Source organism: Neochlamydia sp. S13, from assembly GCF_000648235.2.
Lineage (GTDB): Bacteria > Chlamydiota > Chlamydiia > Chlamydiales > Parachlamydiaceae > Neochlamydia.
The window spans coordinates 644102-669494 of sequence record NZ_AP017977.1 but is presented as its reverse complement, the minus strand read 5'-3'; the positions used below and the strand labels follow the sequence as shown (position 1 = coordinate 669494).

Here is a 25393-nt window from a genome sequence, read left to right as displayed (position 1 = left end):
GATGAAAAAAGTTTTATCTGTTTTTCTAGTGGGGTTGATTTGTGTATTTGTAGCAGTATGGGGTTATCTACAAACTTCTCACGCCCAAAAGGCTATTCTTTCCTTTCTAACGGAAATCATTCATGAAAAAACGGGTCATGAAGTAGAGATTGAGGAGCTGGCCTTCCCCCTGCCTTTTAATTGGGTTGCTTATAAGGTTAAAATTAAGCACAACCAGTCGATTTGGCTGACAATAGATGAAATTAAGCTTTCCATTCCCTATTGGCGATTACTCAGCAAAACTTTTGCTTTACGGGCAGTCTCTTTAAGCCATGTGCATCTCCTAGATTACCCTACTCCCCCATTAAATTCTCCTGCCGACAAGCCTAAACTCTCTTGGAAAATTTTTCCTTATAATATTCACTTTGCCGAGCTTTCTATTGAAAATCTTACGATTGCTCCCCATCTTTTACCTCATGAATTCCCTGCCCAACTTTTTCCGTTAGATCTTTCTGGCTCTTTAACTTTTCGTCCTCAAAATCATATCGCTCATGTAAATCTATCCTTAAAAAAAGAAGCTTTAAACCAAGAAGGAATGCGCCTAAATCTTTCTTGCCAGGGCTCCTCCCATTTCACCTATCATTTAGATCTGCTCGCCCCTAAACAAAGCCTTCTTTTTCAATGGCTAGGCTTAGAGCTGGCTCACGATGCCGCTCTAGAATTAGGAGGAACCCTGACTGCTGATCAATCTTACCAGGGGCAATTCAAATGTAGTGCGATAGAAGATATTAAAATAATAGAATCAGCCTCTGAGGATATACTTGGAAAATTTGCCTACCATCCAGACGGTTGGCTAAAAGTTCATTCAGTGGCAGGCCATATAGGACCTTTGCAAGTTGAAGGAGAGCTTTTACTTAATACCTCTACTTTTCAAATAGAAACAGGCAAATTCACGGGGGTTGTGGCCCATCTTTCACGCTGGAAAAATCCTTTAGATTTTCCTATAGAAGGTTCTATGCAATTCATCAGCTCCTTTGCGGGTACGGTCATCAATCCTATTATCGAGCTTAAAGTTGCGACAGACCATCTAAAAATTTGCAATGAAAGTTTAGAAAATTTAGAAGGGCAATTTACTTTTATTAAAACAAATGAAGAGGCTTTAAAAGGGCAACTTTTTTTAAGTTTTATCCACAATCAGCTAAAATTTAAAATAGATAATCCTTGGCAAGGGAGCCAGCAGCATATCCACTTAAAAGATATTGATGCCGAATATGGGAATGAAAAATTAACCGGAGACCTACATTATAAATTAGAGACTAAAACGCTCATCGGCAATTTAGAAGCCTCCATAAAAAACAGCTATTTACTGCAAAAATATTTAAATATCGATCTGTTAACTTCAAGCAATGTGTCCTTAAAATTTTACGATACAGCCTCATTAGAAGATAAGAAAGAATTGCAAAATATGGATTTTGTTTGGCAGATAGGTAAAGGACGGTATGGCGATTTTTATTTAGAAGAAGCTATCCTCTCAGGGAATATAACGAATGCTTTCAGCATTCCTCAAGCAGATCTACATTTAAAAGCTAAGAAAGCTTATAGCAGTAGCGGGAGCCTTACAGGATTAAACGCTGAGACAAAAGTGGAGAGGATGAAAGATTATTGGCCTTTTAGTATCTCCACTCAAGAAGATGAAGAGAGTATTTTGGCGGCCCAAGCCCAGGGTTTCTGGAAATTAAACAAGGAGGAGCTTACAGTAAAAGTAGAACTTCTTCAAGGGCACTTGAAAAAAAAGCCTTTTGATCTGCAAAAAACTTTTACTTTTACCAAATACAACAATTTCTTTGAACTTTCTCCTTTATCGCTGCGAATAGGCGCCGGTCATTTATTTTTTACCCTCGATCACCAAAAAGAAAATGCCTATGCAGCAGCCCGCTTTCAATTTCAAGATTTGCCGGCAGAATTGTTTTATCCCCTTCATTTACAAGCTCCTTTGATAGGATATCTACAAGGCGAGATTGATCTATTTGGCAATCCAGAAAATTTAAAGGGTCATATACGTGCCCATCTGTCTCAAATTAGATTAGTCGATGATCCTCTAGACTCTCCCACCTCTTTAGAAGCACGTATGATAGGAACCGTTTTAGAAAACCAAATGACAGGTTCTGCTCAGATCATAGGACTTACCCCAAAACCTATTGAAGTAACTGCTAGATTACCTATTCACCTTTCTATTAATCCTTTAGACATTCAAATAAGCAAGCATGACCCTCTCTTGGTTCATCTTGCTGCTGAAGGAGAAATCAGTCCTTTTTTGCCTTTATTTGAGATAGAGTCTTCTTCTATCTCAGGTCATACTTCTGTCGCTTTAGATGTTACAGGTTCCCTTAATGACCTTCATACTCAAGGAGATATTATTATTAAAGATGGTTCTTTTGAAAGTCCTACGACCGGGGCTGCTTTTCATCATCTCAATGCTAAAATTGAAGCTAACAATAAAATACTGACTCTGCAGGAATTTGAAGCTTTCGATATGAATGAGGGAGCGATCCGCGGTAGCGGTAGGCTAGAATTAAAAAAAGAGTTAAATTTTCCCTTCACGCTCAATATCCAACTCGCACGTATTAAACTGTTAAACCTTGATTTTGCCAAAGCCATCGCTAGTGGCGAAACGATCATTAAAGGTAATGCTCGTCAAGCCAAGGTAACGGGCCATCTTACTACTGATTCGCTCCAAATTACTATTCCTGAACAAGCTCCCGCACTCGCCTACTCTGTCGATGTTAGATATATTAATGTTCCCGAAGGAGAGGCATCCCCCCTTCTTAATTCTTCTCAGCCTACCTGGCCCGTAGAATTGGATATGCAAATTGATATAGCTCCTAATACCACCATTAAAGGCAAAGCACTCGCTAGCCTATGGCAAGGAGGCGTTAAAGTGAAAGGCACCCCTCAGACTCCTCAGCTTTTTGGAGATGTTAAAATCATTGAAGGAGACTACAACTTTAATGGAAAAACTTTCGATATTAAAGAGGGCACTATTTCTTTTGCAGGAGAGCCTGATAAAAAAACCAATCTTTATGTAATTGCTAGTAAAGATTTAGGTAAAATGGTCGCTGAAGTAATCCTTAAGGGCTCTGTAAAAAACCCCTCCATAGCCTTCCGTTCTAATCCTCCTATGTCTCAACGCGAGATATTATCCTGGATACTTTTTGGAAGAGGCGTCACCGACATTACTCCTTTCCAAGGAGCTGAACTTTCTCAATCTATAAGCAATTTAAGCAAAGAAGGCAACAAAGGCCCTGATGTACTAACTAGGATTCGGGATAGTATCGGCTTAGACCGCATAGATATTAACAAATCAGAGGGCGAGGAATCTAACGAAGTTTCCATACAAGTAGGCAAGTATATCTCCCGCGGGGTTTTTGTCTCTCTTAATAAAAGCATTACCTCTGAAGTTAACGAGATTAGCGTAGAAGCGAATCTATGGCGTAACATCAAGGCACGAGCACAAGTTGGAGATGACTCAAGCGCTCAGCTACAGCTTAAATGGAAGCGCGATTATTAGTCTTTAACCTTTCAAAGATATTTATGTGATAGCAAAAGAGCTGCTTTTCTAATAGCTGATTTTTTTTGCGCCAACCTATAGCTAGTTTTAACCTTTGGTTAAGAAAATAAATTTTCATAAAAAAAAACAAGTTTTTTAGAAATAAATTTTTTGAAAAGTCAAATAAATAAGTTTAGGAAGTTGAGGTTAATGCAATAAAAGTTAAATTTTATAGCTTTTTTGATATAAGCTAGAAAGCTTTTTAAAGAGAATTGCCTAAGCTAATTTTCCTCTCCTGTGCCATGGCTTTTCGTTCTTTTAAGGTTATGCTTTTCATTAAAGATTGTTTTCTAATAGAATGCTTTTTTTATGATGAGTTGTATGGCATGTCAAAACATTGGCTTTTGAGCTCACCCATTGGACGCAGTTTAGCCTCTTTGGGAGACTATATTGTATTTATTACCTCAGTGATTGCAGTAAGCTTGCGCAAGCCTCCTCAATGGGTCTTAATTCGCGACCAACTCTATGAAATCGGGGTTTTATCTTTGCCGGTCGTAGGCATCACAGGCTTTTCTACGGGCATGGTGCTTGCTGCCCAAGCTTATTTCCAGCTTTCAGATAAAGGGCTTGCTAGCGCTACAGGCTTAATGGTCACCAAATCTATGTTAGTAGAATTAGGTCCCGTGCTTACAGCTTTCATGATCACAGGCAGAGTAGGTGCCTCGATGTGTGCCACGTTAGGTACCATGCGGGTAACAGAGCAAATTGATGCCCTGAAATCCATGTCTGTCAATCCTTTACGTTATTTAGTGGCCCCTCGTTTTATCGCTGGATTAGTCATGATGCCCTTGCTTACCATTTTTAGCTGCTTATGCGGGATTTTAGGAGGCTACTTTATTGCAGTCTATTACTATGGAATGGCTCCTACCTCTTTTATTGATCCTTTGCCAGTCAATATTCAGCATTTCGATTTTTTTAGCGGATTGGCAAAAGCTTTTGTGTTCGGCCTGATCATTATCACCATTTCCTGCTACCGCGGAATGACCACCCGTGGAGGAGCTGCCGGAGTAGGGCGAGCAACCACCAACAGTGTGGTCATCTGCTATTCTGTGATTCTAGTAGCCAACTTCTTAATCACCGTAGCCTTAAATAGCTCTTACGCTTACATTGAATACTTTGCAAGCTAAAGGAATCTAAATGGCGATCATCGAAGTTCAAAATTTACATAAATCTTATGGTGCATTAAAGGTCCTTAAAGGTCTCACTTTAAATGTCTATGAAGGCGAAACGCTAGTTATTCTGGGAAGATCAGGAGTAGGTAAAAGCGTGCTTTTACGCCAGATTATGGGTATTGAATTTCCTGATCAGGGCACGATTAACATCAATGGTAAAGTTCTTCATTCTCTTAGCCAACATGAGCAGCTAAAGGTAACCAAGGAAGTAGGCATGCTATTTCAAGGAGCAGCCCTTTTCGATTCCATGAATGTCGGAGAAAACACCGCTTTTTATCTCCGTCAGCATGAAAAGGAAGTGGATGAGAGAGAAATCCAGCAGCGCGTAGCAGAGGCTCTTGCAATAGTGGGATTAAGTGGCAAGCAAAAGGCAATGCCCTCTGATTTATCAGGAGGAATGCGTAAACGTGCTGCCTTAGCTCGCCTAGTGATCTATCGACCTAAAATAATTCTTTACGATGAACCTACTACCGGTTTAGACCCCATTACGGCCCAGCAAATCAATCAATTAATCAATACTACCAAACATGAACTGAAAGCTACTAGTATTGTAGTCACCCATGACATTCATTCTGCTATGGAAGTAGGCGATCGATTAGCTTTCCATCATGACGGAAAACTCATCCATATAACTTCTAAGGAAGAATTTATTAAAATTGACGATCCCTTAATCAATGCTTTTTTTGAAAATGCTATCGTCACTCGCGCTTACTCGCCTTCCTCTAATTATAAAAATCTGGAGCAAATAAAATCATTATGACCGATCCATTGAAAAATATTATGATAGGAATTTTTGTTGTCACCGCTATGGCAGTCATTGTGTTTGCTCTAATGTTCTTACACCCTTCCTTAGGAGATGAAAAGCGTGTACTACGTGTACGTTTCCCTAATATCGATAAAATTTCAGTAGGTACTCGAGTGTCATTTGCTGGCAAGCCAGTCGGTGAAGTAGCAGCCATCCATGAGATAAAAGATGCTATAGAATCCCGCCAGCCATACCAGGGAATTATTTATGTTTATGAGCTGGTGTTGCATGTAGATTCTAATGTTAATGTGTTTAGCACCGATGAGATTTCTGTGCGTACCTCTGGCCTTTTAGGAGAAAGATCGGTAGTCATTATTCCCTTTCCTTCCAAGGCAGGAAAGCCTTTACGCCTTGTGAACGAGGAGATTTTGTATGCCACTGAAGCCGGTAGTGTGGAAGATACTCTTAAAGAATTTAAAGAGCTTGCAGGAAAATTTGATACCTCTCTTAATTCTATCTCTACGGTTTTTAATGAAATGTCCGAAGAAAAGATTGTAAAAAAACTAGGGATGGCTATTCAAAATGTTAATTCTATTACTCATGCTTTAAACCAGCCCTTACAACTCTCTCAAATGATAAAAAATGCGCATACACTTACTGAGAAAGTTCTTACATTATGGGACAGGGTAGAGGGGATGTTAAGTAACTTATCTGCCGCTTCCCACAACCTTCGTTTACTCACAGATAAAGGGAGTAATATTTTAAGTTATGTCGAAAAGGGGCAAGGAACCCTAGGAAAATTGTTGATGACTGATCAGCTATATTTAAAAGCTAACTCCTTTCTAAGCAAAGGAGAAACGATGATGAATGATATTAATCACTATGGCTTACTATTCAATATGGATAAAGGCTGGCAGCGTCTTCGCGCACGCCGTCTTAACCTCCTATATACCTTATCTACCCCTCAAGAATTTCGTAATTATTTCAACCAAGAAATCGATCAAATTAATACTTCACTCTCACGGGTATATGCTTTGGCTGAGCAAAGCCATGGAAGCTCATCAGGATGTAAGCTTTTTGAAAATCAGGAGTTCCAAAAAGTTTATCGAGAACTACTTAGACGAGTGGCAGATACTGAAGAAGCATTAAAGATGTATAATCAACAACTTATAGACATGAATGCTAAAAAAACAGAGTGAACAGACTTAGAGATTTACAAACAATTCTGCGCAAGTTATGAATGGTGTAAAAGATTAAGTTAGGTGAGTGATGGAAGCTATCCCCTATACACAAATACAAAAAGGCCATTTTCTGATCGCCTCCCCTGATATCGATAAAGGCATATTCTTTCGTGCCGTCGTTCTTATCTGTGAACATAACCCGAGTGGTTCTTTTGGCCTGGTTATCAATAAACCTTTAGATCTCGAATTACCTGAAGAAATTATTAGCGTTCAACATTTAGCTAATCCACGTGTAGGAATACGTGGAGGAGGACCTGTCCAAACTAACCAAATGATGCTTCTTCATACGGGCAAAGATATTTCCCATCAAGCTTTACAAATCACTAAAGATATCTATCTGGGTGGAGATTTACAATTCTTACAAGATTCCTTAAATGATGAGAATGGGCCTTATATCCATCTTTGCTTTGGATATGCCGGTTGGGGAGCAGGCCAATTGGAAAGAGAATTGCTAGATGAAACATGGTTCATCTATCCTGCCACGACTAAACATATTTTTCATACTCCCCCGGATAAACTTTGGCAAAGTCTTCTACGAGAGATGGGAGGGAAATATGCCTCGCTTTCTATGATTCCTGACGATCTATCGGTTAACTAATAAGAAATTAAGAAGAAAGGTTGTGATGTTTAAAGTTTTAACTCCATTACTTTGCTTGTTCTTATGCACATTTGCAAGGGCAGCAGAGACTCCTACACTTAGCCTTAAAGGACAAGCTGTTTTACATAAGCAAGCAGATCAGATTAGTCTAATCATTGGTATCACTAACTTGGGAGCAGAAGCCGATAATGTATTAGCGGAGAATTCAAAAAAAATGCAAACTATCATTGGAGAGCTAAACAAAAAAGGTTTTGATAAGTCTGAATACCAAACAGGTCAATTTAGTATCCAACCTACCTATACTCTCCCCCCTCAAAACCCGCCTGTGGGCTGGCGCCCTACTATCAATGGTTATGAAGTCTCTAATACCCTTAAGATAAAGACAGATAAAATCAAAGAGATTGGCGCTCTTATTGACACTGCTCATCAAGCAGGAGCCAATAAAATTGATCACATCTATGCTAGTTTAAAAGATGAAAGAGTTTATTGGGAAGAAGCCGTCGCCAAAGCCACTAAGAATGCTATTGCAGATGCTAAAATTATGGCTGAGGCTGCCCAGGTAAAATTAAACCGCCTCTTATCCATCTCCCTCAACGATACTCTTGCTAGATCTCCGCAATCTTTAACTCCTATGTTTCTTAAAACTATGGCTTCGGAGCTGACGCCTATAGAACCAGGTGATATTGAAATCAAAGCAAATATTAACGTTGTTTATGAAATAGATAAGCTAGAGTAATGGACTAATAGACATAAGAACAAAAGCCAAGGGATAAACGACACGATAAACCTATCCCTACCTTTTTAGAGGCTAACTAGACCAAGTCTTTCATTTCTACCCCTTCAATTAAATAACTTTAATGCCATTAAAAGGCATTAAATGTATCCCAAATCGCTAGTTATCGTAAGGGGTCGCCCGTCCTCGGAAAAAAGGGATGGGATAGCGCTACTTAAATTGTTGATACTAAAGAAAAAATGTAAATCAAAAAGCGCAGCAAATAGAAAAAACAGGTTATTGGCGAGCATTCTTGGCCTTGGAGAGGCCGGCGGAATTGCAGCTGAAGCTCTATACACCCCGTGACCGCTTAATAATTATCTAAGCTGAATGCCAAAAAAAACTATTTTTAAAACAAGTATTTCCTTGACGAAATAAAGAAACCTCATTTAAAAGCTTAGATTGCTTTTTAAATAAAACTATAGATATTTACCCCGCTTCAGCTTAAGGAATGAAAATTTATGCAGCTTTCTTCTTCACTAGACTACGATCCTTCCCGTCCAATCATCCACTGTGATGCTTCTTTAAATCAAATCAGTAGTGAGATGGCAAGAATTGAAAGAGAAGTTTATCGGTTAAGAGGAATTATAGGAGCTTTTGATGAAACTATGCAGGAAAATGCTGCTTTGACAACAGATATCATGGATGCTTATTTAAAAGAGCTTATGTCACCTCTTGATCAAAGAGAAATCTCAGTCATTCGACAGCAAATCGATACAAGAATAGGAAGCATTAAAGAAAACTGCTTAGAAAACTACCGAGGATTGTTAGACGCAAGAGAGCTAATTGTAATAGAAGGCCAGACAATCCAGCTGAATGCTCAAACAAAAGTTACCTTAGAGCATGCCTACCAACAAAGGCTAGAGGAAAATATCTATCAGCTTAAAGAAGAATTTTCTCTAGGGGAAGCAACCGATTTAGAGCAGATGCAAGCCCAGCTTAAAGAGAAGTTTGAAAGGTATCAAGATATCTTTGAAAAGCTTTTTGAGTGCAAGCAACAGCTGACAGATCAAGGCTATGAGCTGCAAGAAGCCATGGAGCCAGAACTAGCCAAACTAAGAGCCAAAAAGCAAGAGCTACAAAAGGATCTAAAAGTCACCGATCTTTTTATAGCCAGCCAGCTAGGAGCAATCGATTATCTTAAGCAAGAAATTAGCAAAAAATGGAGATGGGGTCGTAAAGATTTCGTTAATACACCTTCTCAGGTAGGCTTTGCTCCTTTACATTACGCCGCTTATCATAATCAAAGAGAAGCCATGCAGCTTTTAATTGATAAGGGTGCCGACCTAACTTTAAAGGATAGTGAAGGCTATTTACCTCTTCATTGGGCGGCCGAAAAAGGTCATGATGAGATCGTTCAGTTACTTATTCATCATAAGCCCTCTACTATTAATGCCAAAGGCAGACTGAATCGCACTCCCTTACATCGTGCAGTTTTTTGCGGCAAAGTAGAAACCACTCATCTTTTGCTTAAGAATGGGGCCCATATCAATGCACAAACTAATGAAAAAAACCACTGCCAAACGCCCCTTCATTTTGCTGTCCTACAAGGAAATATAAGCATGGTATTAGCATTGACTCGCTATCCAGAACTGGATATCCTTCAACAGGATAGCCAAGGCCAGGCACCTTTGCATTATGCTATTGAAGAGGGATTAATCGATATCCTCAATATCTTGCTTAAGCATCCTAGCTGGCAAAAAGCAACTGTTTCTACCCATGCTAAGCTCTTAGAGAGCCTTTTAAGTATAGTCCCTAAGCGGCAGGCTAAAGAAATTAAAGCTCAACTGCTTTTGAATTTTCCTAAGTAAACATTGATAGATTCGACAAGTAATCAAAAAACTAAAGAATTGATATGCAAATTACCCCTGCTCTAGGCTCTCCTACTCGTATTTTATATCAAGAGGATGAATTAGAAGCATAAGGCGCTGTAAACTTTATCTCTAATTCTTCGATTGCCGGAGAAAATATAACGGAAGTTCCATTTTTTTAGAAACAATCAATAGCAAATAAGTTATTGATTATTAATAGATTATGCGTATTATCGGCGCTTTTTCTTGGTGACTAAAGGCGCATGATTCTTTGGTAAAACTTTTGGTAACTCTGCTTTTAAGGCTTCAAGCATCTGTCTGTTTTGGTGACGTGGTTCTGGGATTTGCTGAAAGCTTAAGCCCTCACTTGCTGTCCATTCTATTGATGTTAAAGTAGATAAGCTACGTAAGTCCTCTTCTACTGTTAGATAAAGGTCTTTCCAGGCTTTAACAAGCTCACTGATAATTATGTAGGCTAACATTACAATCAAAACATGGCCCTTTGCACTTTCTTCTGAACGTACATAGACTGGCCGTATCTCAAGATCACTTTCGTCGTTTTTAATTTCATGCTGTAATTTATGTTAATATGGGAGATAGGCATAGAAGAAGGTAAAAACTGACTTTCAGCAGAACAAGCTAGACTAAAAAAATAAAAAAGGAGCCGGCAGGCTCCTTTGGGAAATAGTAAAATCTGTAAAAGGATAAGATTAACGCTTAGAGAACTGGAATCTCTTACGGGCTTTTGCATGGCCGTATTTTTTACGTTCTTTCTTACGTGCATCTCGTGTTAAAAATCCTTGGGATTTAAACTCTTGATGTAAGCCCTCTTCAATGAGCAATAGAGCACGAGCAACGCCTAGACGAGAAGCAATCACTTGACCTTCCACGCCTCCTCCTTTTACACGAATAATCATATCATGGCGACCATTACCATTCAGCTTTTCAAAGGGTGCCAAAATCGTGCGTCGTTGGATTTCTAAAGGAAAATATTCCTCAAAAGTACGGCCATTAATGTCGATATTGCCGGAACCTGGCCTAATCCTGACTGAAGATACGGCTGTTTTACGACGACCGGTTGCTACAAATTCTTCCATAGTGTCTACTTATCTTAAATGTTTGCTTTGATTGGTTTTTGAGCTTCTAGATTATGTTCTTTTCCGGTGGCATAGACGCGTAAACGCTTAAGCTGCGCGTTAGCTAGACGGGAATGCGGCATCATGCCTTTTACAGCATGCTCAATGATATATTCAGGCTTACGAGCTTTCATGACACGATAGGGTGTTCGACGAAGGCCACTCATATATCCTGTATAGGAAATATATTCTTTTTGAGCTTCTTTGTTACCAGTCACCCGAATTTTATCAGCATTCAGAACGATAACACCGTCCCCTGCATCAGAATAAGTAGTAAAGGAGGGCTTATGCTTACCTCTAAGTATTTTAGCAATCTCGGCAGCAAAGCGTCCTAGAGTTTTACCTGTAGCATCTAGAATAAACCATGTGGGTCGGCTATCTTCTTTACGATGCATGATTGTCTTATTTGTATATTGAGTCATGTTTAGAACCTAAAAATTCTATGTTTATTCAGAATGAAGATACATCTTACCCATTATCTGCCATTTTTGCCAATGTTTTTATTCATCTTTGTAAGTTTATTCCATAAAATTTCTTTAGTTTTTAAGCCGTATCCTCACTTCAGCAGGATGAAAACTTGAAAAAAGATTTCGTTTGCCCTACAATAACTCCTTCTTTTCTTAAAAACAGGTAAGTGGATTTATTATGCGTAAACTTCAAAGCTTTTTCGTGAGAACCTATGGATGTCAAATGAATGAACTTGACTCAGAAATTATGGTAGGCCTCCTTGAAGGGCGTGGCCTTGTGCGCACGGAAGATGAAAATCAGGCAGATCTATTACTCTTTAATACCTGTTCGATTAGAGATTTAGCAGAAAGGAAAGTCATGGGGAAGCTAGGAAAGTTAGGGCATTCCCTGCAGAACAACCCTATCATTGGTGTCACCGGCTGCATGGCCAACGCTAAAAAAGAGTCTCTTTTTCAAAAACTTCCGCATATCGACTTTGTGCTCGGTACGAATAACATCCATGAACTCAATCATGTGCTCGATGAAGTCTTAGCTAGCGATAAGCAAATTGTGCGCACGGACGAGCAATTTCAATTTGAACTAGATTATCTAAGCGCCAAACGAGACGATAAAGTTAAAGCTTATATTTCCATTATCCGCGGTTGTGATAAATTTTGTACCTATTGTGTGGTCCCTTATACACGCGGCCCTGAAGTCTCACGCTCACCGGAAAACATTTTAGAGGAATGCCGTCAATTAGTGAGTAAAGGATATAAAGAACTTATCCTTTTAGGTCAAAATGTTAATAGCTATGGAAAAGACCAGCCAGAATGGCAGTGCCGCTTTCATGATTTACTTTATCAAATAGATAAAATCCCAGGTCTTCAACGTGTACGTTTCATGACAAGCCATCCTGTGGATATCACTAAAGAGTTGATGGAAGCCATCCGTGATCTGAAAACACTTTGCGAGTTTGTGCATTTCCCTATGCAAGCAGGTTCTAACCGCATCCTAAAAAAAATGCATCGGATTTATACGATTGAGCAATATCTTGAGAAAGTCCACATGCTGCGAGAAATTGTGCCTAATGTAACTCTAGGCACAGATATTATTGTGGGCTTTCCTACCGAAACAGCAGAAGATTTTCAGCAAACTTATGATTTAATGAAGCAAATTGAGTTTTCGGTGGCTTTTCTTTTTTCCTATAGCCCACGAAAAGGAACGCCGGCAATGCGATGGAAAGATGATATTAGCGAAGAAGTCAAGCAAGAACGCTTACAGCAACTTCTCAAATTGCATGATGAGATAGCAGCTAAACAAAGACAACTCCTGCTAAATACAGAAGTCGAGGTATTGGTGGAAAAGCATAGTTCTAAAGATAAGACTTTACTGAAAGGGCGTACACGTTGCTGGAAAAACGTAGTTTTTGCTGGTAACGACGCTCTGATTGGCAGCCTACAAAAAGTGCGCATTCACGGATTTAATCATCAAACTTTAATGGGTACACTGACAGCTAGCCCAGAAGAAAATCTTACTAATATTTCTAAAGCTACTGAAATTAACAAGTTGCGAATAATCTAATTTTAACACTTCCCTCTTCTGCTAGATTTAAAGGATTAGAGCGTTTGTCTAGTAATCTCTCTATGTTTAGAAACAATTTCTTTGACATAGTTTTTAAGCAACTCTTGCTGTAGCCAGGCAACTTAATAAGGCTACACCTCTAAAGTAGGGGGTTGCGGATAAAAAGTTAACCTCTTTTTTAAACCTAGCATTTTAATTTTAGAGGTAAAACGCCCTGTCATAAAAGGCTCTCAAATTGATCTTCATTAAGGATAGTGATGTTAAGCTTTTGAGCCTTTTCTAGCTTAGAACCGGCACTCTCTCCGGCTAAGACATAATTAGTTTTTTTACTGACGCTATCTGTCACTTTTCCACCCCTTTCTTTAATGATGTAGGCAGCTTCGTGGCGCGAGTATTTTTCTAAGGTGCCTGTTAAGACAAATGTTTTACCATTAAACACATGTCCTTTAAAAGCAGCAGATTGCATCGGTTGCAGCTCTAGACCATTAGCTAGAAGCCTTTCTATTTCTAGGCGATTTTTAGGATCATTAAAATACTCAACAACCGCAGCAGCAACTTTTTCTCCCACTCCTTCTATTTTTAATAGATCCTCAACAGACATATGCATAAGATGATAGATATCTCCTGCTCTAATAGCTAAAGCTTCAGCAGTGCCACTCCCTACATATTTGATACCTAAGGCCATGATGAAGCGCGCTAAGCTTACCTTACGCGCTTTTTCAATACTGGTCAAAAGATTGTAGATAGATTTGGATTTAAAATTATCCAGCTGAGAAAGCTGCTCGGCGGTTAAGCAAAAAATGTCGGAAGGATTACGGACAAATCCTTTATTAAACAGCTGCTCAACCACCTTTTCTCCCAGATTTTCAATATCTAGGGCTTCCTTGCCGGCAAAGTAAATGAGCTTTTTTAATTGTTGCTCCGCACATTGAGAGGTGTTAGGGCATCGTACAGCTACCTCTCCATCTACATAAACAACTTTACTTCCACAACTAGGACAGGAAGAGGGCATTGCCCAGGGAAAGGCCCCTTCTACACGCTTGGATAAATCAATCTTTACTACTTTAGGGATAACATCACCCCCCTTTTCGATAATAGCAAGATCTCCAACGCGAATGTCTTTACGTTTGACTTCTTCTTGATTATGCAGCGTAGCACGGGCAATCCTACTCCCAGCTAAAAAAACAGGCTCTAGCTCAGCTACAGGCGTTAAAACTCCTGTGCGGCCGACTTGTACAGTAATAGCATGGATACGGGTAGCTACTTGCTCAGCTGCAAATTTATAGGCGATGGCCCAGCGAGGATTTTTGTCGGTACTTCCTAAAAAGTCCCATTCGCGAAGGGAATCTAATTTAATGACCACCCCATCAATATCAAAGGGAAGCTGTTTACGTAAAACCTGAACTTTTTCTGTATAATCCCAGATCTCTTCAATGTTATGGCATTTAGCATAGGCGTATAGGGCAGGTAGACCCAATTCTTTTATATAATGATGAAGCTCATATTGGCTGGTTAAACCATGAAGATGAGCGTTAGCAATGCCATAAAATACAATGTCCAATTTTCTTCTAGAAGACTCACGTGGATCCAACAATTTTAAGGAACCGGCAGCTGCATTACGCGGATTGGCCCATATAGGCTCTCCCGCTTTTACACGTTCCTCATTTAAACGCCTAAAAGCTTGATGAGGCATAAATACTTCTCCTCGCACTTCCAATACCTCGGGGATGTTCTCCCCATACAAACGCAAAGGCAAACGAGCAATCGTTCTAATATTATTGGTAATCACCTCTCCTTTACGCCCATCTCCCCGCGTTAAACCACGCACAAAGACACCTTTTTCATAACGCACCGATACAGCAATACCATCCATTTTTAGCTCAGTGCAAAAAGCTGAGTCCTGCTCACCTAACAGCTTTTGAATGCGTTTAATAAAATCCACGATTTCATCTTTGCTGTAGGTATTAGCTAAAGAAAGCATAGGAATTTCATGAGTAGCTGTCTCGAATCCTCCGCTAAGCATTTCTCCCACACGCTGTGTAGGAGAACTAGAAGTCACCCATTCAGGATGAAGGCGCTCAGCTTCTTCCAATTCCTTTAACAATAAATCAAATTCTTCATCGGAAATGACTGGATTATGCTCAATATAGTAATGTCTATTATGCTGCCAAATCTCTTTGCACAGCTCTTCGTATTCGTGCTTATTCATGTAAAAACTACCAAAAATTAACTCTTAAGATCATGGTGGATAAAGGAGCAAGATGGATTTTTAAGGCAGAGGCTTTTCCGTGAGAATCTGTCAGGACCTCGGGATAGGAATTAAGTTTTCCAGAGCCGCCATACTTTACATCATCCGTATTAAAAACCTCTTTCACCGAAGCTAAATTTTTTAAATTTACTCTATAGTCAGAGTAATAATTAGGTGTGAAATTATGTACGCAAAGTAGAATATCATGCAAGCTTTTACGAAGATAGCAAATCACACTATTGTGGCGATCTTCAAAATCTACCCATTCAAAGCCTGCTGGATCATTATCTCTTTCCCATAAACTGCGATTTTGCAAGTAAAAGTGATTGAGATCTCTGTTCATCTCTTTTAAGCCTTGATGAAGAGGAAATTGCAGCAATGGCCATTCAATTTGCCCTGTACTAGACCATTCATTCCACTGGCCAATCTCACCTCCCATGAAAAGCAATTTTTTGCCTGGCTGGCACATCATGTAACTCAGCAATAAGCGTAAATTAGCAAACTGCTGCCACATGTCTCCTGGCATCTTACTTAGCAGGCTTCTCTTTCCATGGACCACCTCATCATGCGATAAAACTAAAATAAATTTTTCGCTGAAAGCATAGAGCAATCCAAAAGTCAGATTATGATGATGATGCTGGCGATAAATAGAATCTTTAGCAATATAATCTAAGGTATCATTCATCCATCCCATATTCCATTTTATATCAAATCCTAAGCCTCCATCTTCCACAGGATGAGTAACTTTTGGAAAGGAGGTAGACTCCTCAGCAATCATCAGCACACCTGGATGGTTCTTATGGACGATGGAATTAAGATGTTTCATAAATTCAATCGCTTCTAAATTTTCATTTCCGCCAAACTGATTGGCAATCCACTGCCCCTCTTCACGACCATAGTCAAGGTAGAGCATAGACGCTACGGCGTCTACTCTTAAACCATCCACGTGCATCTTATCAAACCAGAAAAGAGCGTTAGCAATCAGAAAGTTTACAACTTCCTTGCGTCCAAAGTTAAAGATGTAGGTATTCCAATGGGGATGATAGCCTTGTTTGTAATCTTCATGCTCGTAAAGAGCTGTGCCATCAAACCGTCCTAAAGAAAAATTATCTGTGGGAAAATGCCCGGGTACCCAATCTAAGATAACGCCAATATCATTCTCGTGCATATGATTGACAAACCATTGGAAATCTTCAGGGCTTCCAAAGCGACTAGTGACTGCATAATATCCGGATACTTGATATCCCCACGATTCATCTAATGGATGCTCTTGGATAGGAAGAAGCTCCACATGCGTATAGCCCATATCCAGGCAATAAGGTGCAAGCTCTCGGGCTATCTCCCGATAATTCATAAAACGCCACCCCTCTTTTTTCTTCCAGGAGCCCAGATGAACTTCATAGATATGAATAGGTTTAGGCTGAGCGGCCTCTGCCTGGCGTTTCTCCATCCATTTAGCATCTTCCCATATAAATTCATCGACATTGGCTATAATTGAAGCATTAGCGGGCCGCATTTCACCGCATAGAGCCAAAGGATCCGCTTTGAGATGTAAATCATCTCCTTGAGAGCGGATTTCAAACTTGTACTTTAAACCTTCTTTTAATCCTGGCACAAATAATTCCCATATACCCGAGCTACCTAAAGAACGCATAAGGTTGCAGCGGCCATCCCAATGGTTAAAATCTCCTACCACCGCTACACTTTTGGCATTAGGAGCCCACACGCAAAAACGAACACCTTCCATCCCCTGATGGTTAATAAGCCTCCCTCCCATCATATTGTAAAGCTGATAATGCACGCCCCTACTAAAAAGATAGAGATCTAAATCTCCAAGCGAGGGGAAACAGGAATAAGGGTCATAATTTAATAGTCCATTATGATGATAAACTTTGTAATCTTTAAAAGAAGTATTGGCAGGAACTCGATATTCAAAGAGCCCGGTCGGATGGATGCATTTAGCTTTAACAATTTTATCAAATAGTTGTAAGTAAGCTTCGCTTGCGCCCGGCCGCCATAGACGTACAACTTTTTGCCCTCGTTTATTTTTATGTAAACCTAAAAAATGATGAGGATTGTATTCGTCAAAATGCATAAAAGCCTTTAAAAAATGGATCTGTTTATGTGCTGCTATTGTCATAAGAAATGCTCAAATAAAAAATTGCATCATATAAATTTCTTATTTCGTTTGCAAACGAGAAAACAGAATAAATTTCCTACTTAAACTTTTTATGCTGCCATTTATATTACCCTTTCATTTTTCTCTCTTTATTCCTTTGCAGTATCGCAAGTAGCCTGCCCATTCACCTTCAAAAGCTCTCTTTCAAAATCAATTTTTAAGCCATGAACTTTTTTAAAAAGCTTTTTTCAAAAAAATTTATCGTTTGTTCAAAGAAGGTTGCGATTAATCCAATGAGCAACTTTAAACATTAGCCTACCTACATGCTACCTTGGTAATTGCCCATCTATCCTTCTTTGTCTTAGCCTTTGATAATGGCATTGACAGGCTTTTCCTAAATGGTTTAAATCGCCCAATAAGAAACTATCTTAACCTTCTTATTCTGCTCTAAAGTAAATTTTAGCATCTTCTCCTTCAAGCTCAGATAAATTAATAAGTTAGCTACTCTCTCTACCTCCATTCCTTCCTAAAATCAACTAACGCAAACTACTCTATACTAAATACTTAGATAAATATTAGGCATATCCAGAAAGCAAGCTTATCTCATCGATTACCCTGCAATTTAATGTCTAGCTCTTCTGCTAAACTTTCTGTTAAACCTCCAATTTTTTTTAACCCATTGATGGCTAGACGCCAAGTAATAGGCCAGGTTTACTCTCTAATGATACGAACTTTTGCTCCTCTTTTCGTCGATAGGGGCAGAGTTGCTTTTTTTTTAAGATTTGCAAGATTTGATCTTGCCTTTCCTATTTTATTGATTACCTGTGTCCACGAAGGACTTAGTTCAGTCTAGGAAAGAGCGATACGTAAATCTTATAGCTTTTTCGAAAATGCAAGCCTCCTAAATCAAAACGAAAAGATTAGCTAACGAGACTGAGGCTACTCTTCCTCTCTAATCACCCTAACACCATTGCTTTTATCTTTCTGTTATCGGTAACCAATAACACGCTTTTTTCCATATTGGCATAGGAATTGCAAGAAAACAATGAGTTTAAGAACAGCTAATAATTTAGGGAGAGTAAGATTATGCAACCAGATTATGCTTCAAAAGCTAAACAAGATTTAACAAACCAATTGAGGGTTTTTACGCCTGTAATGAATGATCGTGCAGGAGAAAGCTTGCCTTCTACTTCTCTACCCGAGCAGGTAATAGAAGCTAAAGTTATCATGATTGGCGAAACTCATGGAGAAGCAGCGGAAGAGATTGGTAAGCTCGTAAATGCTTTAGCTTCTCAATACTTGAGTGAAAAAGAGGGGAAAATTAAGCTTTTAGTAGAAGGTGATGTAGAAAAAAGAGCAGAATATATTGCCTCATTACCTAATGCCTACCGAGACCATATCCAAATTTCATCATGGGATACAGATCTGTCCAAAGAAGTACTAGACTCTTTCTTCAATAAGGTTGTTAGTCGTTTTCATGTAAGGGTTTGCCAAGCCTTTATGAACTATTTATCCAACCCTTCTACAGAAAACAGAAAAACAATAATGGATATTTTGCAGCATTTAACATTTGCCCAGATACCAGGATGGATGGAAAAAGAGAGCCCCCCATCATTACGTCCAAATATAGAAGGGTACTTAGATGATTTAAAGCCCCATCTAATAGATCTTCAATCTCACGCTGATCAAAAAGAAGAAACTCTAGGCTTTTTATCATCTTTGAATTTTTATATAGAAACCTTTCATACAATGGTAAAAGAGATAGTGATACAAGCGACTCCTCAACGCAACATGAAAATGGTGGAAAATATTCAGACAAGTCTAAGCTCTGCTGACAAAGTCATAGTTATTGCAGGAAAAAGTCATCTTTTCGGCCCTGATACTTTTTCCGAAAGAGAAAGGCTTTCTATCAAGGAGGGTATCCAAATTATGGAGGAAAGTTTGTCACAACAACAGACTTCCTACATAATCCTTAATGCACCTTCTCCATTTGATACTACTGCGGAAACAGACGATCTTATTAAACCCCAATCTATTCCTCCAGAATGGCTAGAGGAACCTATAGTGTCCGAGAAAGGGAAGCAAAAGGAGCAAGAGAAGGATAAACCCAAGCCTCAACCCAGCAGTGTTTCTGGTGCATCTAGCCCTTCGCTATCTCCGACAGGTGATGTATCTTGGAGAGAAAAATTGCAGGCTAGCAAAGCTAAAGCTTCAGCAACAAGCAGTCAAGATGCAATCCGACAAGCCTTAATATTTAATATTGAAAAATTAAGAACGGTAAATACTAGAGAATCTCTTACTTTACAGTTCACAGGAAGTTTTAATGCAATATGGGGGGAAATAACGAGGAAAAATTTTATAGCTACGGAAGATGACGTCATATTGGCTAAGCTCCTAACAATTACTGTAAGAAAATTGATTGAATTGAAAAGTAGTTAAGCTCTTCAAGATGGGGGAAGGAGAAACTAAAGCAAACCTTTCTAATAATATTTTTATTTTACTTGTTTAGATTTTAGCAGTCTAAAATCTTTGAAAAAGGAACGCCTAAGAGGTACAAAACATCTGGAAAGGAGGAGAGAAGATTAAGGATGAATTTTTTATATCTTTGTTTGTTTTTTTATATCCACAAGTTTAAAGGCTGCTTTACGAGCCCTTGGCATTTCTAGACCAATCGGCGCCGCAATTGCTTTTAACTGTTTCCTTGGTATGTCCATTGTGGCTCTATTACCTAAAAAGATGGCCTTTTAGATGAATGCTTCTTATAGCGAAGGTGCTCATCCACTTTTTTTCAGAGCATTTGCTCCAGCATTTTGCCAATGAGGCGCTAGGACATAAAATTTTTTGCCTAAGTTGCCAACATTTTTACGTTTAGCAGGTTCAAAATGTTAATTAAATTCCTCAGAGATTGGCATAGTCTCTGCCTCTATGCGTATAAACTATTAGCTGTTGCCAAACTTCGCTTGCAGCTTGATTTACTTTTGAAGGTAAGATAAAAAGCTTACTTTCCTCATCATTTATTAACACATCTTTTTGGCAGACTTACCAACCGCATGCACATCTCCTGGAGAAATGAAGCAACCTTGTTTCTTAAGCTCTTTACATACTCTTAATTGCTCAGGAGCAGGCTTTTGAAAAGCAAAAATCAATACATCCTTTTCAATGAACTTATCTACTCTTTTTTAGAGGGTTTTTTTACGCGTTATCCTCTGAAAGGGCTGCTTCTCCACCTATTTCATTTGCCAAACCAAAAAATCTTAAAGCCTCATCGGGTCTAAGATCACCATGTTCTAAGGAGCTCAACAATTTATCTACTTTTCTCCATTGATGGTCAGCTTCAGATAGACTAAAATAGCTTTCTTTGTAAGTTTCCTCCACAGGCTCAATAACTTTAAAATACCGTTGATAAAGACTTTTCCATAAAGTCTCCTCCTCTGCCAAATTTTTCCATTGATGGCATGTCAGTTCAACTTCAAGGAGATCGGAAGCTTGCAAAAAAGAAAAAATATGTAATAGCAACTCATCGGGAAGCTGCTCTATAGAGCTAACAGCAAGCTGAGGGGGAAAAGAAGAAACCGCATTTTTATTGTTATCATTATTTGCTAATGTATTTACCATCCCATTCCCCTAATTCATACGCTTTAAAGCCCTTAAACAATTCATCTATTTTTCTCCAATCATGGTCAGCTTCAGATAGACGAAAATAGCTTTCTTTGTAAGTTTCAACCACAGGCTCAATAACTTTAAAATACCGTACATAAAGGCTTTTCCATAAAGTCTCCTCCTTGGCCAAATTTTTCCATTGATGGCATGTCAGTTCAACTTCAAGGAGATCGGAAGCTTGCAAAAAAGAAAAAACATGTAATAGCAACTCATCGGGAAGCTGTTCTATAGAGCAAACAGCAAGCTGAGTGAGGGAAGAAGCAGTCACATTCTTATTGTTATCATTATTTGCTAATATATTTACCATCTCATTTCCTTAATTAACACATTTTAAAGCTTTCAAACAATTCATCTATTTTTCTCCAGTGATGGTTAGCTTCAGATAGACGAAAATAGCTTTCTTTGTAAGTTTCACCCACAGGCTCAATCATTTTAAAATACCGTTGATAAAGGTTTTTCCATAAAGTCTCCTCCTTGGCCAAATTTTTCCATTGATGGCATGTCAGTCCAACTTCAAGGAGGTCGGAAGGTTGCAAAAAAGAAAAAATATGTAATAGCAACTCATCGAGAAGCTGTCCTATAGAGCAAGCAGTAAGCTAAGTGAGGGAAGAAGAAGCCACATTTTTATGGTTCTCATTATTAACAAGTGTAATTACCATCCCATTCCCCTACTTCATACACTTTAAAGCCCTTAAACAATTCATCTATTTTTCTCCATTGATGTTCGGCTTTAGACATACGAAAATAGCTTTCTTTGTAAGTTTTACCCACAGGCTCAATAACTTTAAAATACCGTACGTAAAGACTTTTCCATACAGTCTCCTCCTCTGCCAAATTTTTCCATTGATGGCATGTCAGTTCAACTTCAAGGAGATCGGAAGCTTGCAAAAAAGAAAAAATATGTAATAGCAACTCATCCGGAAGCTGCTCTATAGAGCTAACAGCAAGCTGAGGGGAAAAAGAAGAAACCGCATTTTTATTGTTATCATTATTTGCTAATGTATTTACCATCTCATTTCCTTAATTAAACCAATTAATATTTGTGATTTTTGTTTTTTAAAGCAAGCTTTTTTTGTTTAATAATCATATAAATGCATCAATTTAGTGAGCGGTCACAGAACAGGATATAAATGGTTCTGCCGATAATAAAAGTTATGGGTTACCTAGTATGATACATATAGAGCAACTGTCAAAAAACCTGCAATAGATTTTCCTTGGCCATAAAGAGTTCTAATGCAGCAGTATAACACTTTCCTCTTACATGCCATAACTACGTTTCTTAAACCTTCTGCTGCAACGCTATTGGCCTTAGCAATCACAGGATCCTTTAAGTAAGCGCGAAAATATTAATCTGCTTTGAAGTAAGGCAAAATCCTCTCCACTTTTTACTGCTACCCAGTACTTAAGCTCTTGCAATCTGCAAGATATGCCATTTAAGATTACCCCTACTATCGTCCAAGTAAACTGGCTGATTTATCTTCTTTCTTAGGGTATGTTTAATCCCTAATAAGCTTTTGCCAATTGTCATATCCAACTTTTTAAGCGTTATGGATCGCCTAAAGATACATTAGAATGTTCTAATTGCCCCTAATATTACGGATAGATGAGCTAAACAGTATTAAAGTTCCTCTCTTATGCTATGCAGAGAGGTTTATTGGCTGGCAAGCTTATTTTTACCTTTTATGCTTTTATGAACAACTTTTTTAAGGATTTTTCAAAAAGAAAAGAACTTAATTGCAGAAGAGAATTTTAACTAGCCAAGGTGAATAGCCTTAGAAATTTCAGGCACAATAAAGTCCAAGTGAGACTCACTTGCACTTTCTTAATTAAAAAGCTAATTGTACCAAAAGAGAGGTAAAAAATAATTTATCAATGCTGAAAATTATCAAAGGTATAAACTTTTCCCTTACTTATCTGGATAGGCTTTTCCACTAGCTGGAATTGTCCATTTAGACGGTAACGCTTGACATTTTTAGGAAAATGAAACTGAACCAGATCATCACTTTCAGCATGAAAAATCATACGCCGCATAAAATGCTTGGTCCATTCTAGATCTAGCAGGCCCAAGGAAGTACACTGAATATGAAGGAAACGTCCACAATGAAATTGTGCAGGAAGAGAGGGTAAAACAAAAATTTCATTAAGTTGGGTGCGGATAAACAAGGATCGAATGATGCGTGCCCCCTCGGTCAACAAAATAAGAGGCGATAAAGTGGATGGAGCAGCCTCCAGAGCAAATCCTTGATGTTGCTCGTCGTTCAAGCGGGGAGAAAGAATACCTTCAAAAGCTACTTTAAATAAATTGATAAAAGCATCATAAACATCTTCTTTAGAAGCTGAGAGGCAATCTTTAAACAAGGTTGCCGTCCCCACATAGGCAACCTCTGAAGGGGAAGTTAAAAGCTGCCCTAAACGTAGCCAGATGGGAAAGATTTCTGTTAAATTTTCTCTTATCGCTACCCTATCCCACTCTTGGCTTTTATGGCTACCTAGCGATAAACGCTCTGCTGAAAAATAGGAGCCCACCTCGTGATTTAAAATCAACTGCTCGGGTTTCCAAGCTGCCAATCCTTTATCAATGTAAAGAGCAAATTGTTTAGGTTGCTGGGTTGCAAGAATACGATAACGAAAATAAGCGTGTAAATCAAAGCCCCATACATCAATAGCTCCCTTTTCCAGATCAAGCTGTACCGTGAATTCTTTCACAGGTCCCTTCACAGGCACAGGAATTTCTTGGATTAATTTAGGAGTAGCATGAGAGAGATCATGCACACGTAAAAGGGCTGGAAATATTTGAAAACGCAAAAGTGAGCCTGGCAGCACACAATAGGTTCCGGCTGTATGCGAAAAAGGGCGAAGCCGTTCGGCAATGGTAATATGCATAGGGTTATCCGCAACTAGCCTGTCTGCTGCTCAAATGTCCGATCAGACCCTCAGGAGTATTAGCTATTAATTCTACTTCTAGGATCGCGTTTGGCGCATGGTTTGATCGAGGCACCCAAACCATCAAAAAATTTTCCGTATGGCCGCAAATTTCTTCAGGGCGCGAGGGATCGATATTTTCAGTCAAAATTTTCATGCGACGGCCGATAAATTGCTCTCGCAGCTCAAAGCTTATTTGCTCGGCAGTTCGTAAGACTTCATGCTTTCTCTTTTTGATAATTTCTTGAGGAATTTTATTAGGCATAAGAGCAGCTCTTGTACGAGCTCTCTCGCTATAGGGAAACATATGGACTTTAGCAAATTTTACTTGTTTCATAACCTCTAAGGTCTCAGCAAAATCACTCTCTGTTTCACCTGGAAAGCCTACAATCACGTCTGTGGTAAAGGTAAAGTCAGCACTTGCATTCTTTAATCTTTCTACCGTATTAAGGAAAATTTGGCGGGTGTATTTGCGGTTCATACGTTTTAAAATCACATTCGAGCCAGCTTGAAGAACGATATGCATAGAATGACAGGTATGCATCCCATTCAAGATCGCATCCGCAAGATCATCATCAACTTCGTCAGGATCAATCGAAGAGACTCTCAAACGCTCAAGCCCTGGCAGCCTATCTACTGCGCGCACTAAATCAGCTAAGCGATCAGGGTTTTCATTTTCGGGCTTGGCACCATCAAAATCCCCAATATTAATTCCCGTTAAAACAATTTCTTTATATCCATTAGCAATTAATCCTTTCGCTTCTTTAACTATTTCATCTAAAGAGCGAGAACGCGAGCGACCACGCACATAAGGAATGATGCAATAGGTACAAAAAGAATTACAGCCGTCCTGTACTTTAACAAAAGCACGGGTATGAGCTTCAAAGCGTTTAATGGAAAATTCAGGCAACTCTGCAGCAGGGAAGACAGATTCTAAAAGCTTTTCTTTATCTTTATTGGGAACCACATGAGTGACTCCTTGCAGGGATCCTACTAACTCAGGTTGCCTTTCTGCAAAACACCCTGTGATGATAAGCTTACTGCCAGGGTTATCTCTAGCCACCTGTCGAATTTCATGCCGGCTACTAGAATCAGCGGACTCAGTGACCGTACAGGTGTTAATAATACAGATCTCTGCTTGCTCATGCTTTGCGGCTTCTGAATATCCCATCGCCTGCAATTGATCATGATAAGCTTGAGACTCATACTGATTAGTTCTGCACCCTAACGTGACAATCTTGAATTTTTTTTCTACCATGCAAAGTATGATAAACGAAAAATAGATATAAAATAAAGCAGATAGAAGTGAAAAATTAGATCCCCTAAAAAAGAAGGAAGAGACTATTGAATGCTTA

Annotated in this window: 20 protein-coding genes; 9 read left to right on the top strand and 11 right to left on the bottom strand. The window is 39.0% G+C overall.

Translation table 11 applies throughout. The features are described from left to right. Position 1 precedes the first annotated feature (1 nt). The 7 genes from TY21_RS02575 to TY21_RS02545 all read left to right on the top strand — a co-directional run bounded on the left by TY21_RS02575 (position 2) and on the right by TY21_RS02545 (position 9925). The gene (locus TY21_RS02575; RefSeq protein ID WP_042238978.1) at positions 2-3547 is read left to right on the top strand and encodes a translocation/assembly module TamB domain-containing protein; all 3546 of its coding nucleotides are present in this window, start codon (positions 2-4) and stop codon (positions 3545-3547) included. Positions 3548-3912: 365 nt separating this feature from the next. Beyond that, on the top strand, positions 3913-4713 hold the full coding sequence (locus TY21_RS02570; protein WP_042239026.1) for an ABC transporter permease: 801 nt from the start codon (positions 3913-3915) through the stop codon (positions 4711-4713). 10 nt (positions 4714-4723) lie between these two features. Next, positions 4724-5518 (top strand): ABC transporter ATP-binding protein, encoded by a 795-nt coding sequence (locus tag TY21_RS02565; RefSeq protein WP_042238981.1) that lies wholly within the window; start codon positions 4724-4726, stop codon positions 5516-5518. Next, a complete protein-coding gene (locus TY21_RS02560) occupies positions 5515-6702 on the top strand; it encodes an MlaD family protein (RefSeq protein ID WP_042238982.1) in 1188 nt (395 codons plus the stop codon). The genes TY21_RS02565 and TY21_RS02560 overlap by 4 nt, the downstream gene beginning before the upstream one ends. A gap of 70 nt (positions 6703-6772) precedes the next feature. Next, the gene (locus TY21_RS02555; protein WP_039385351.1) at positions 6773-7342 is read left to right on the top strand and encodes a YqgE/AlgH family protein; all 570 of its coding nucleotides are present in this window, start codon (positions 6773-6775) and stop codon (positions 7340-7342) included. 25 nt (positions 7343-7367) lie between these two features. Next, positions 7368-8078 carry an SIMPL domain-containing protein gene (locus tag TY21_RS02550; RefSeq protein WP_042238984.1) on the top strand — a complete coding sequence of 237 codons (711 nt, stop codon included), beginning with the start codon at positions 7368-7370 and terminating at the stop codon, positions 8076-8078. 497 nt (positions 8079-8575) lie between these two features. Beyond that, positions 8576-9925 (top strand): ankyrin repeat domain-containing protein, encoded by a 1350-nt coding sequence (locus TY21_RS02545; protein ID WP_042238989.1) that lies wholly within the window; start codon positions 8576-8578, stop codon positions 9923-9925. Positions 9926-10155: 230 nt separating this feature from the next. On the opposite strand, the gene TY21_RS02540 is transcribed toward TY21_RS02545, so the two are convergent. The 3 genes from TY21_RS02540 to rplM form a co-directional block, all read right to left on the bottom strand. After that, complete coding sequence (locus TY21_RS02540; RefSeq protein ID WP_130589494.1) at positions 10156-10416, bottom strand: hypothetical protein; 261 nt, start codon at positions 10414-10416, stop codon at positions 10156-10158. A 219-nt stretch (positions 10417-10635) separates the two neighbouring features. Next, positions 10636-11022 carry a 30S ribosomal protein S9 gene (gene rpsI / locus TY21_RS02535; RefSeq protein WP_042238994.1) on the bottom strand — a complete coding sequence of 129 codons (387 nt, stop codon included), beginning with the start codon at positions 11020-11022 and terminating at the stop codon, positions 10636-10638. Positions 11023-11036: 14 nt separating this feature from the next. Continuing rightward, a complete protein-coding gene (rplM, locus tag TY21_RS02530) occupies positions 11037-11483 on the bottom strand; it encodes a 50S ribosomal protein L13 (RefSeq protein WP_042238997.1) in 447 nt (148 codons plus the stop codon). Between the two features lie 223 nt (positions 11484-11706). On the opposite strand from rplM, the gene miaB reads away from it, so the two are divergent. Next, entirely contained in the window at positions 11707-13089 is a 1383-nt protein-coding gene (miaB, locus tag TY21_RS02525; protein ID WP_079979813.1) for a tRNA (N6-isopentenyl adenosine(37)-C2)-methylthiotransferase MiaB, read from the top strand. A gap of 217 nt (positions 13090-13306) precedes the next feature. On the opposite strand, the gene ligA is transcribed toward miaB, so the two are convergent. Next, positions 13307-15298, bottom strand: a complete 1992-nt coding sequence (gene ligA / locus TY21_RS02520; RefSeq protein ID WP_042238999.1) for an NAD-dependent DNA ligase LigA — start codon at positions 15296-15298, stop codon at positions 13307-13309. A 7-nt stretch (positions 15299-15305) separates the two neighbouring features. Further along, positions 15306-17477 carry a 1,4-alpha-glucan branching protein GlgB gene (glgB, locus tag TY21_RS02515; RefSeq protein ID WP_079979814.1) on the bottom strand — a complete coding sequence of 724 codons (2172 nt, stop codon included), beginning with the start codon at positions 17475-17477 and terminating at the stop codon, positions 15306-15308. A gap of 1065 nt (positions 17478-18542) precedes the next feature. On the opposite strand from glgB, the gene TY21_RS02510 reads away from it, so the two are divergent. Continuing rightward, positions 18543-19895: a hypothetical protein gene (locus tag TY21_RS02510; RefSeq protein ID WP_042239003.1), complete on the top strand. Its 1353-nt coding sequence runs from the start codon at positions 18543-18545 to the stop codon at positions 19893-19895. A 753-nt stretch (positions 19896-20648) separates the two neighbouring features. On the opposite strand, the gene TY21_RS02505 is transcribed toward TY21_RS02510, so the two are convergent. The 6 genes from TY21_RS02505 to mtaB all read right to left on the bottom strand — a co-directional run bounded on the left by TY21_RS02505 (position 20649) and on the right by mtaB (position 25296). Next, on the bottom strand, positions 20649-21071 hold the full coding sequence (locus TY21_RS02505) for an F-box protein (RefSeq protein ID WP_042239005.1): 423 nt from the start codon (positions 21069-21071) through the stop codon (positions 20649-20651). Further along, positions 21049-21423 (bottom strand): F-box protein, encoded by a 375-nt coding sequence (locus TY21_RS02500; protein ID WP_042239006.1) that lies wholly within the window; start codon positions 21421-21423, stop codon positions 21049-21051. The genes TY21_RS02505 and TY21_RS02500 overlap by 23 nt, the downstream gene beginning before the upstream one ends. A 13-nt stretch (positions 21424-21436) precedes the next feature. Further along, entirely contained in the window at positions 21437-21676 is a 240-nt protein-coding gene (locus tag TY21_RS02495; protein ID WP_042239008.1) for an F-box-like domain-containing protein, read from the bottom strand. A gap of 79 nt (positions 21677-21755) precedes the next feature. Further along, complete coding sequence (locus tag TY21_RS02490; RefSeq protein ID WP_042239010.1) at positions 21756-22127, bottom strand: F-box protein; 372 nt, start codon at positions 22125-22127, stop codon at positions 21756-21758. An 858-nt stretch (positions 22128-22985) separates the two neighbouring features. Beyond that, complete coding sequence (locus TY21_RS02485) at positions 22986-23999, bottom strand: hypothetical protein (protein WP_042239012.1); 1014 nt, start codon at positions 23997-23999, stop codon at positions 22986-22988. A 4-nt stretch (positions 24000-24003) separates the two neighbouring features. After that, a complete protein-coding gene (gene mtaB, locus TY21_RS02480; RefSeq protein ID WP_042239013.1) occupies positions 24004-25296 on the bottom strand; it encodes a tRNA (N(6)-L-threonylcarbamoyladenosine(37)-C(2))-methylthiotransferase MtaB in 1293 nt (430 codons plus the stop codon). Positions 25297-25393: the final 97 nt, after the last annotated feature.

Coding starts and splice junctions, on each gene's coding strand:
- miaB (WP_079979813.1), top strand. CDS start 11,707: ATGCGTAAACTTCAAAGCTTTTTCGTGAGAACCTATGGATGTCAAATG.
- TY21_RS02555 (WP_039385351.1), top strand. CDS start 6,773: ATGGAAGCTATCCCCTATACACAAATACAAAAAGGCCATTTTCTGATC.
- mtaB (WP_042239013.1), bottom strand. CDS start 25,296: ATGGTAGAAAAAAAATTCAAGATTGTCACGTTAGGGTGCAGAACTAAT.
- TY21_RS02570 (WP_042239026.1), top strand. CDS start 3,913: ATGTCAAAACATTGGCTTTTGAGCTCACCCATTGGACGCAGTTTAGCC.
- TY21_RS02545 (WP_042238989.1), top strand. CDS start 8,576: ATGCAGCTTTCTTCTTCACTAGACTACGATCCTTCCCGTCCAATCATC.
- TY21_RS02500 (WP_042239006.1), bottom strand. CDS start 21,423: ATGGTAAATATATTAGCAAATAATGATAACAATAAGAATGTGACTGCT.
- ligA (WP_042238999.1), bottom strand. CDS start 15,298: ATGAATAAGCACGAATACGAAGAGCTGTGCAAAGAGATTTGGCAGCAT.
- TY21_RS02560 (WP_042238982.1), top strand. CDS start 5,515: ATGACCGATCCATTGAAAAATATTATGATAGGAATTTTTGTTGTCACC.
- rpsI (WP_042238994.1), bottom strand. CDS start 11,022: ATGGAAGAATTTGTAGCAACCGGTCGTCGTAAAACAGCCGTATCTTCA.
- TY21_RS02490 (WP_042239010.1), bottom strand. CDS start 22,127: ATGGTAAATACATTAGCAAATAATGATAACAATAAAAATGCGGTTTCT.
- glgB (WP_079979814.1), bottom strand. CDS start 17,477: ATGACAATAGCAGCACATAAACAGATCCATTTTTTAAAGGCTTTTATG.
- TY21_RS02575 (WP_042238978.1), top strand. CDS start 2: ATGAAAAAAGTTTTATCTGTTTTTCTAGTGGGGTTGATTTGTGTATTT.
- TY21_RS02510 (WP_042239003.1), top strand. CDS start 18,543: ATGCAACCAGATTATGCTTCAAAAGCTAAACAAGATTTAACAAACCAA.
- TY21_RS02485 (WP_042239012.1), bottom strand. CDS start 23,999: ATGCATATTACCATTGCCGAACGGCTTCGCCCTTTTTCGCATACAGCC.
- rplM (WP_042238997.1), bottom strand. CDS start 11,483: ATGACTCAATATACAAATAAGACAATCATGCATCGTAAAGAAGATAGC.
- TY21_RS02565 (WP_042238981.1), top strand. CDS start 4,724: ATGGCGATCATCGAAGTTCAAAATTTACATAAATCTTATGGTGCATTA.
- TY21_RS02550 (WP_042238984.1), top strand. CDS start 7,368: ATGTTTAAAGTTTTAACTCCATTACTTTGCTTGTTCTTATGCACATTT.
- TY21_RS02505 (WP_042239005.1), bottom strand. CDS start 21,071: ATGGTAAATACATTAGCAAATAATGATAACAATAAAAATGCGGTTTCT.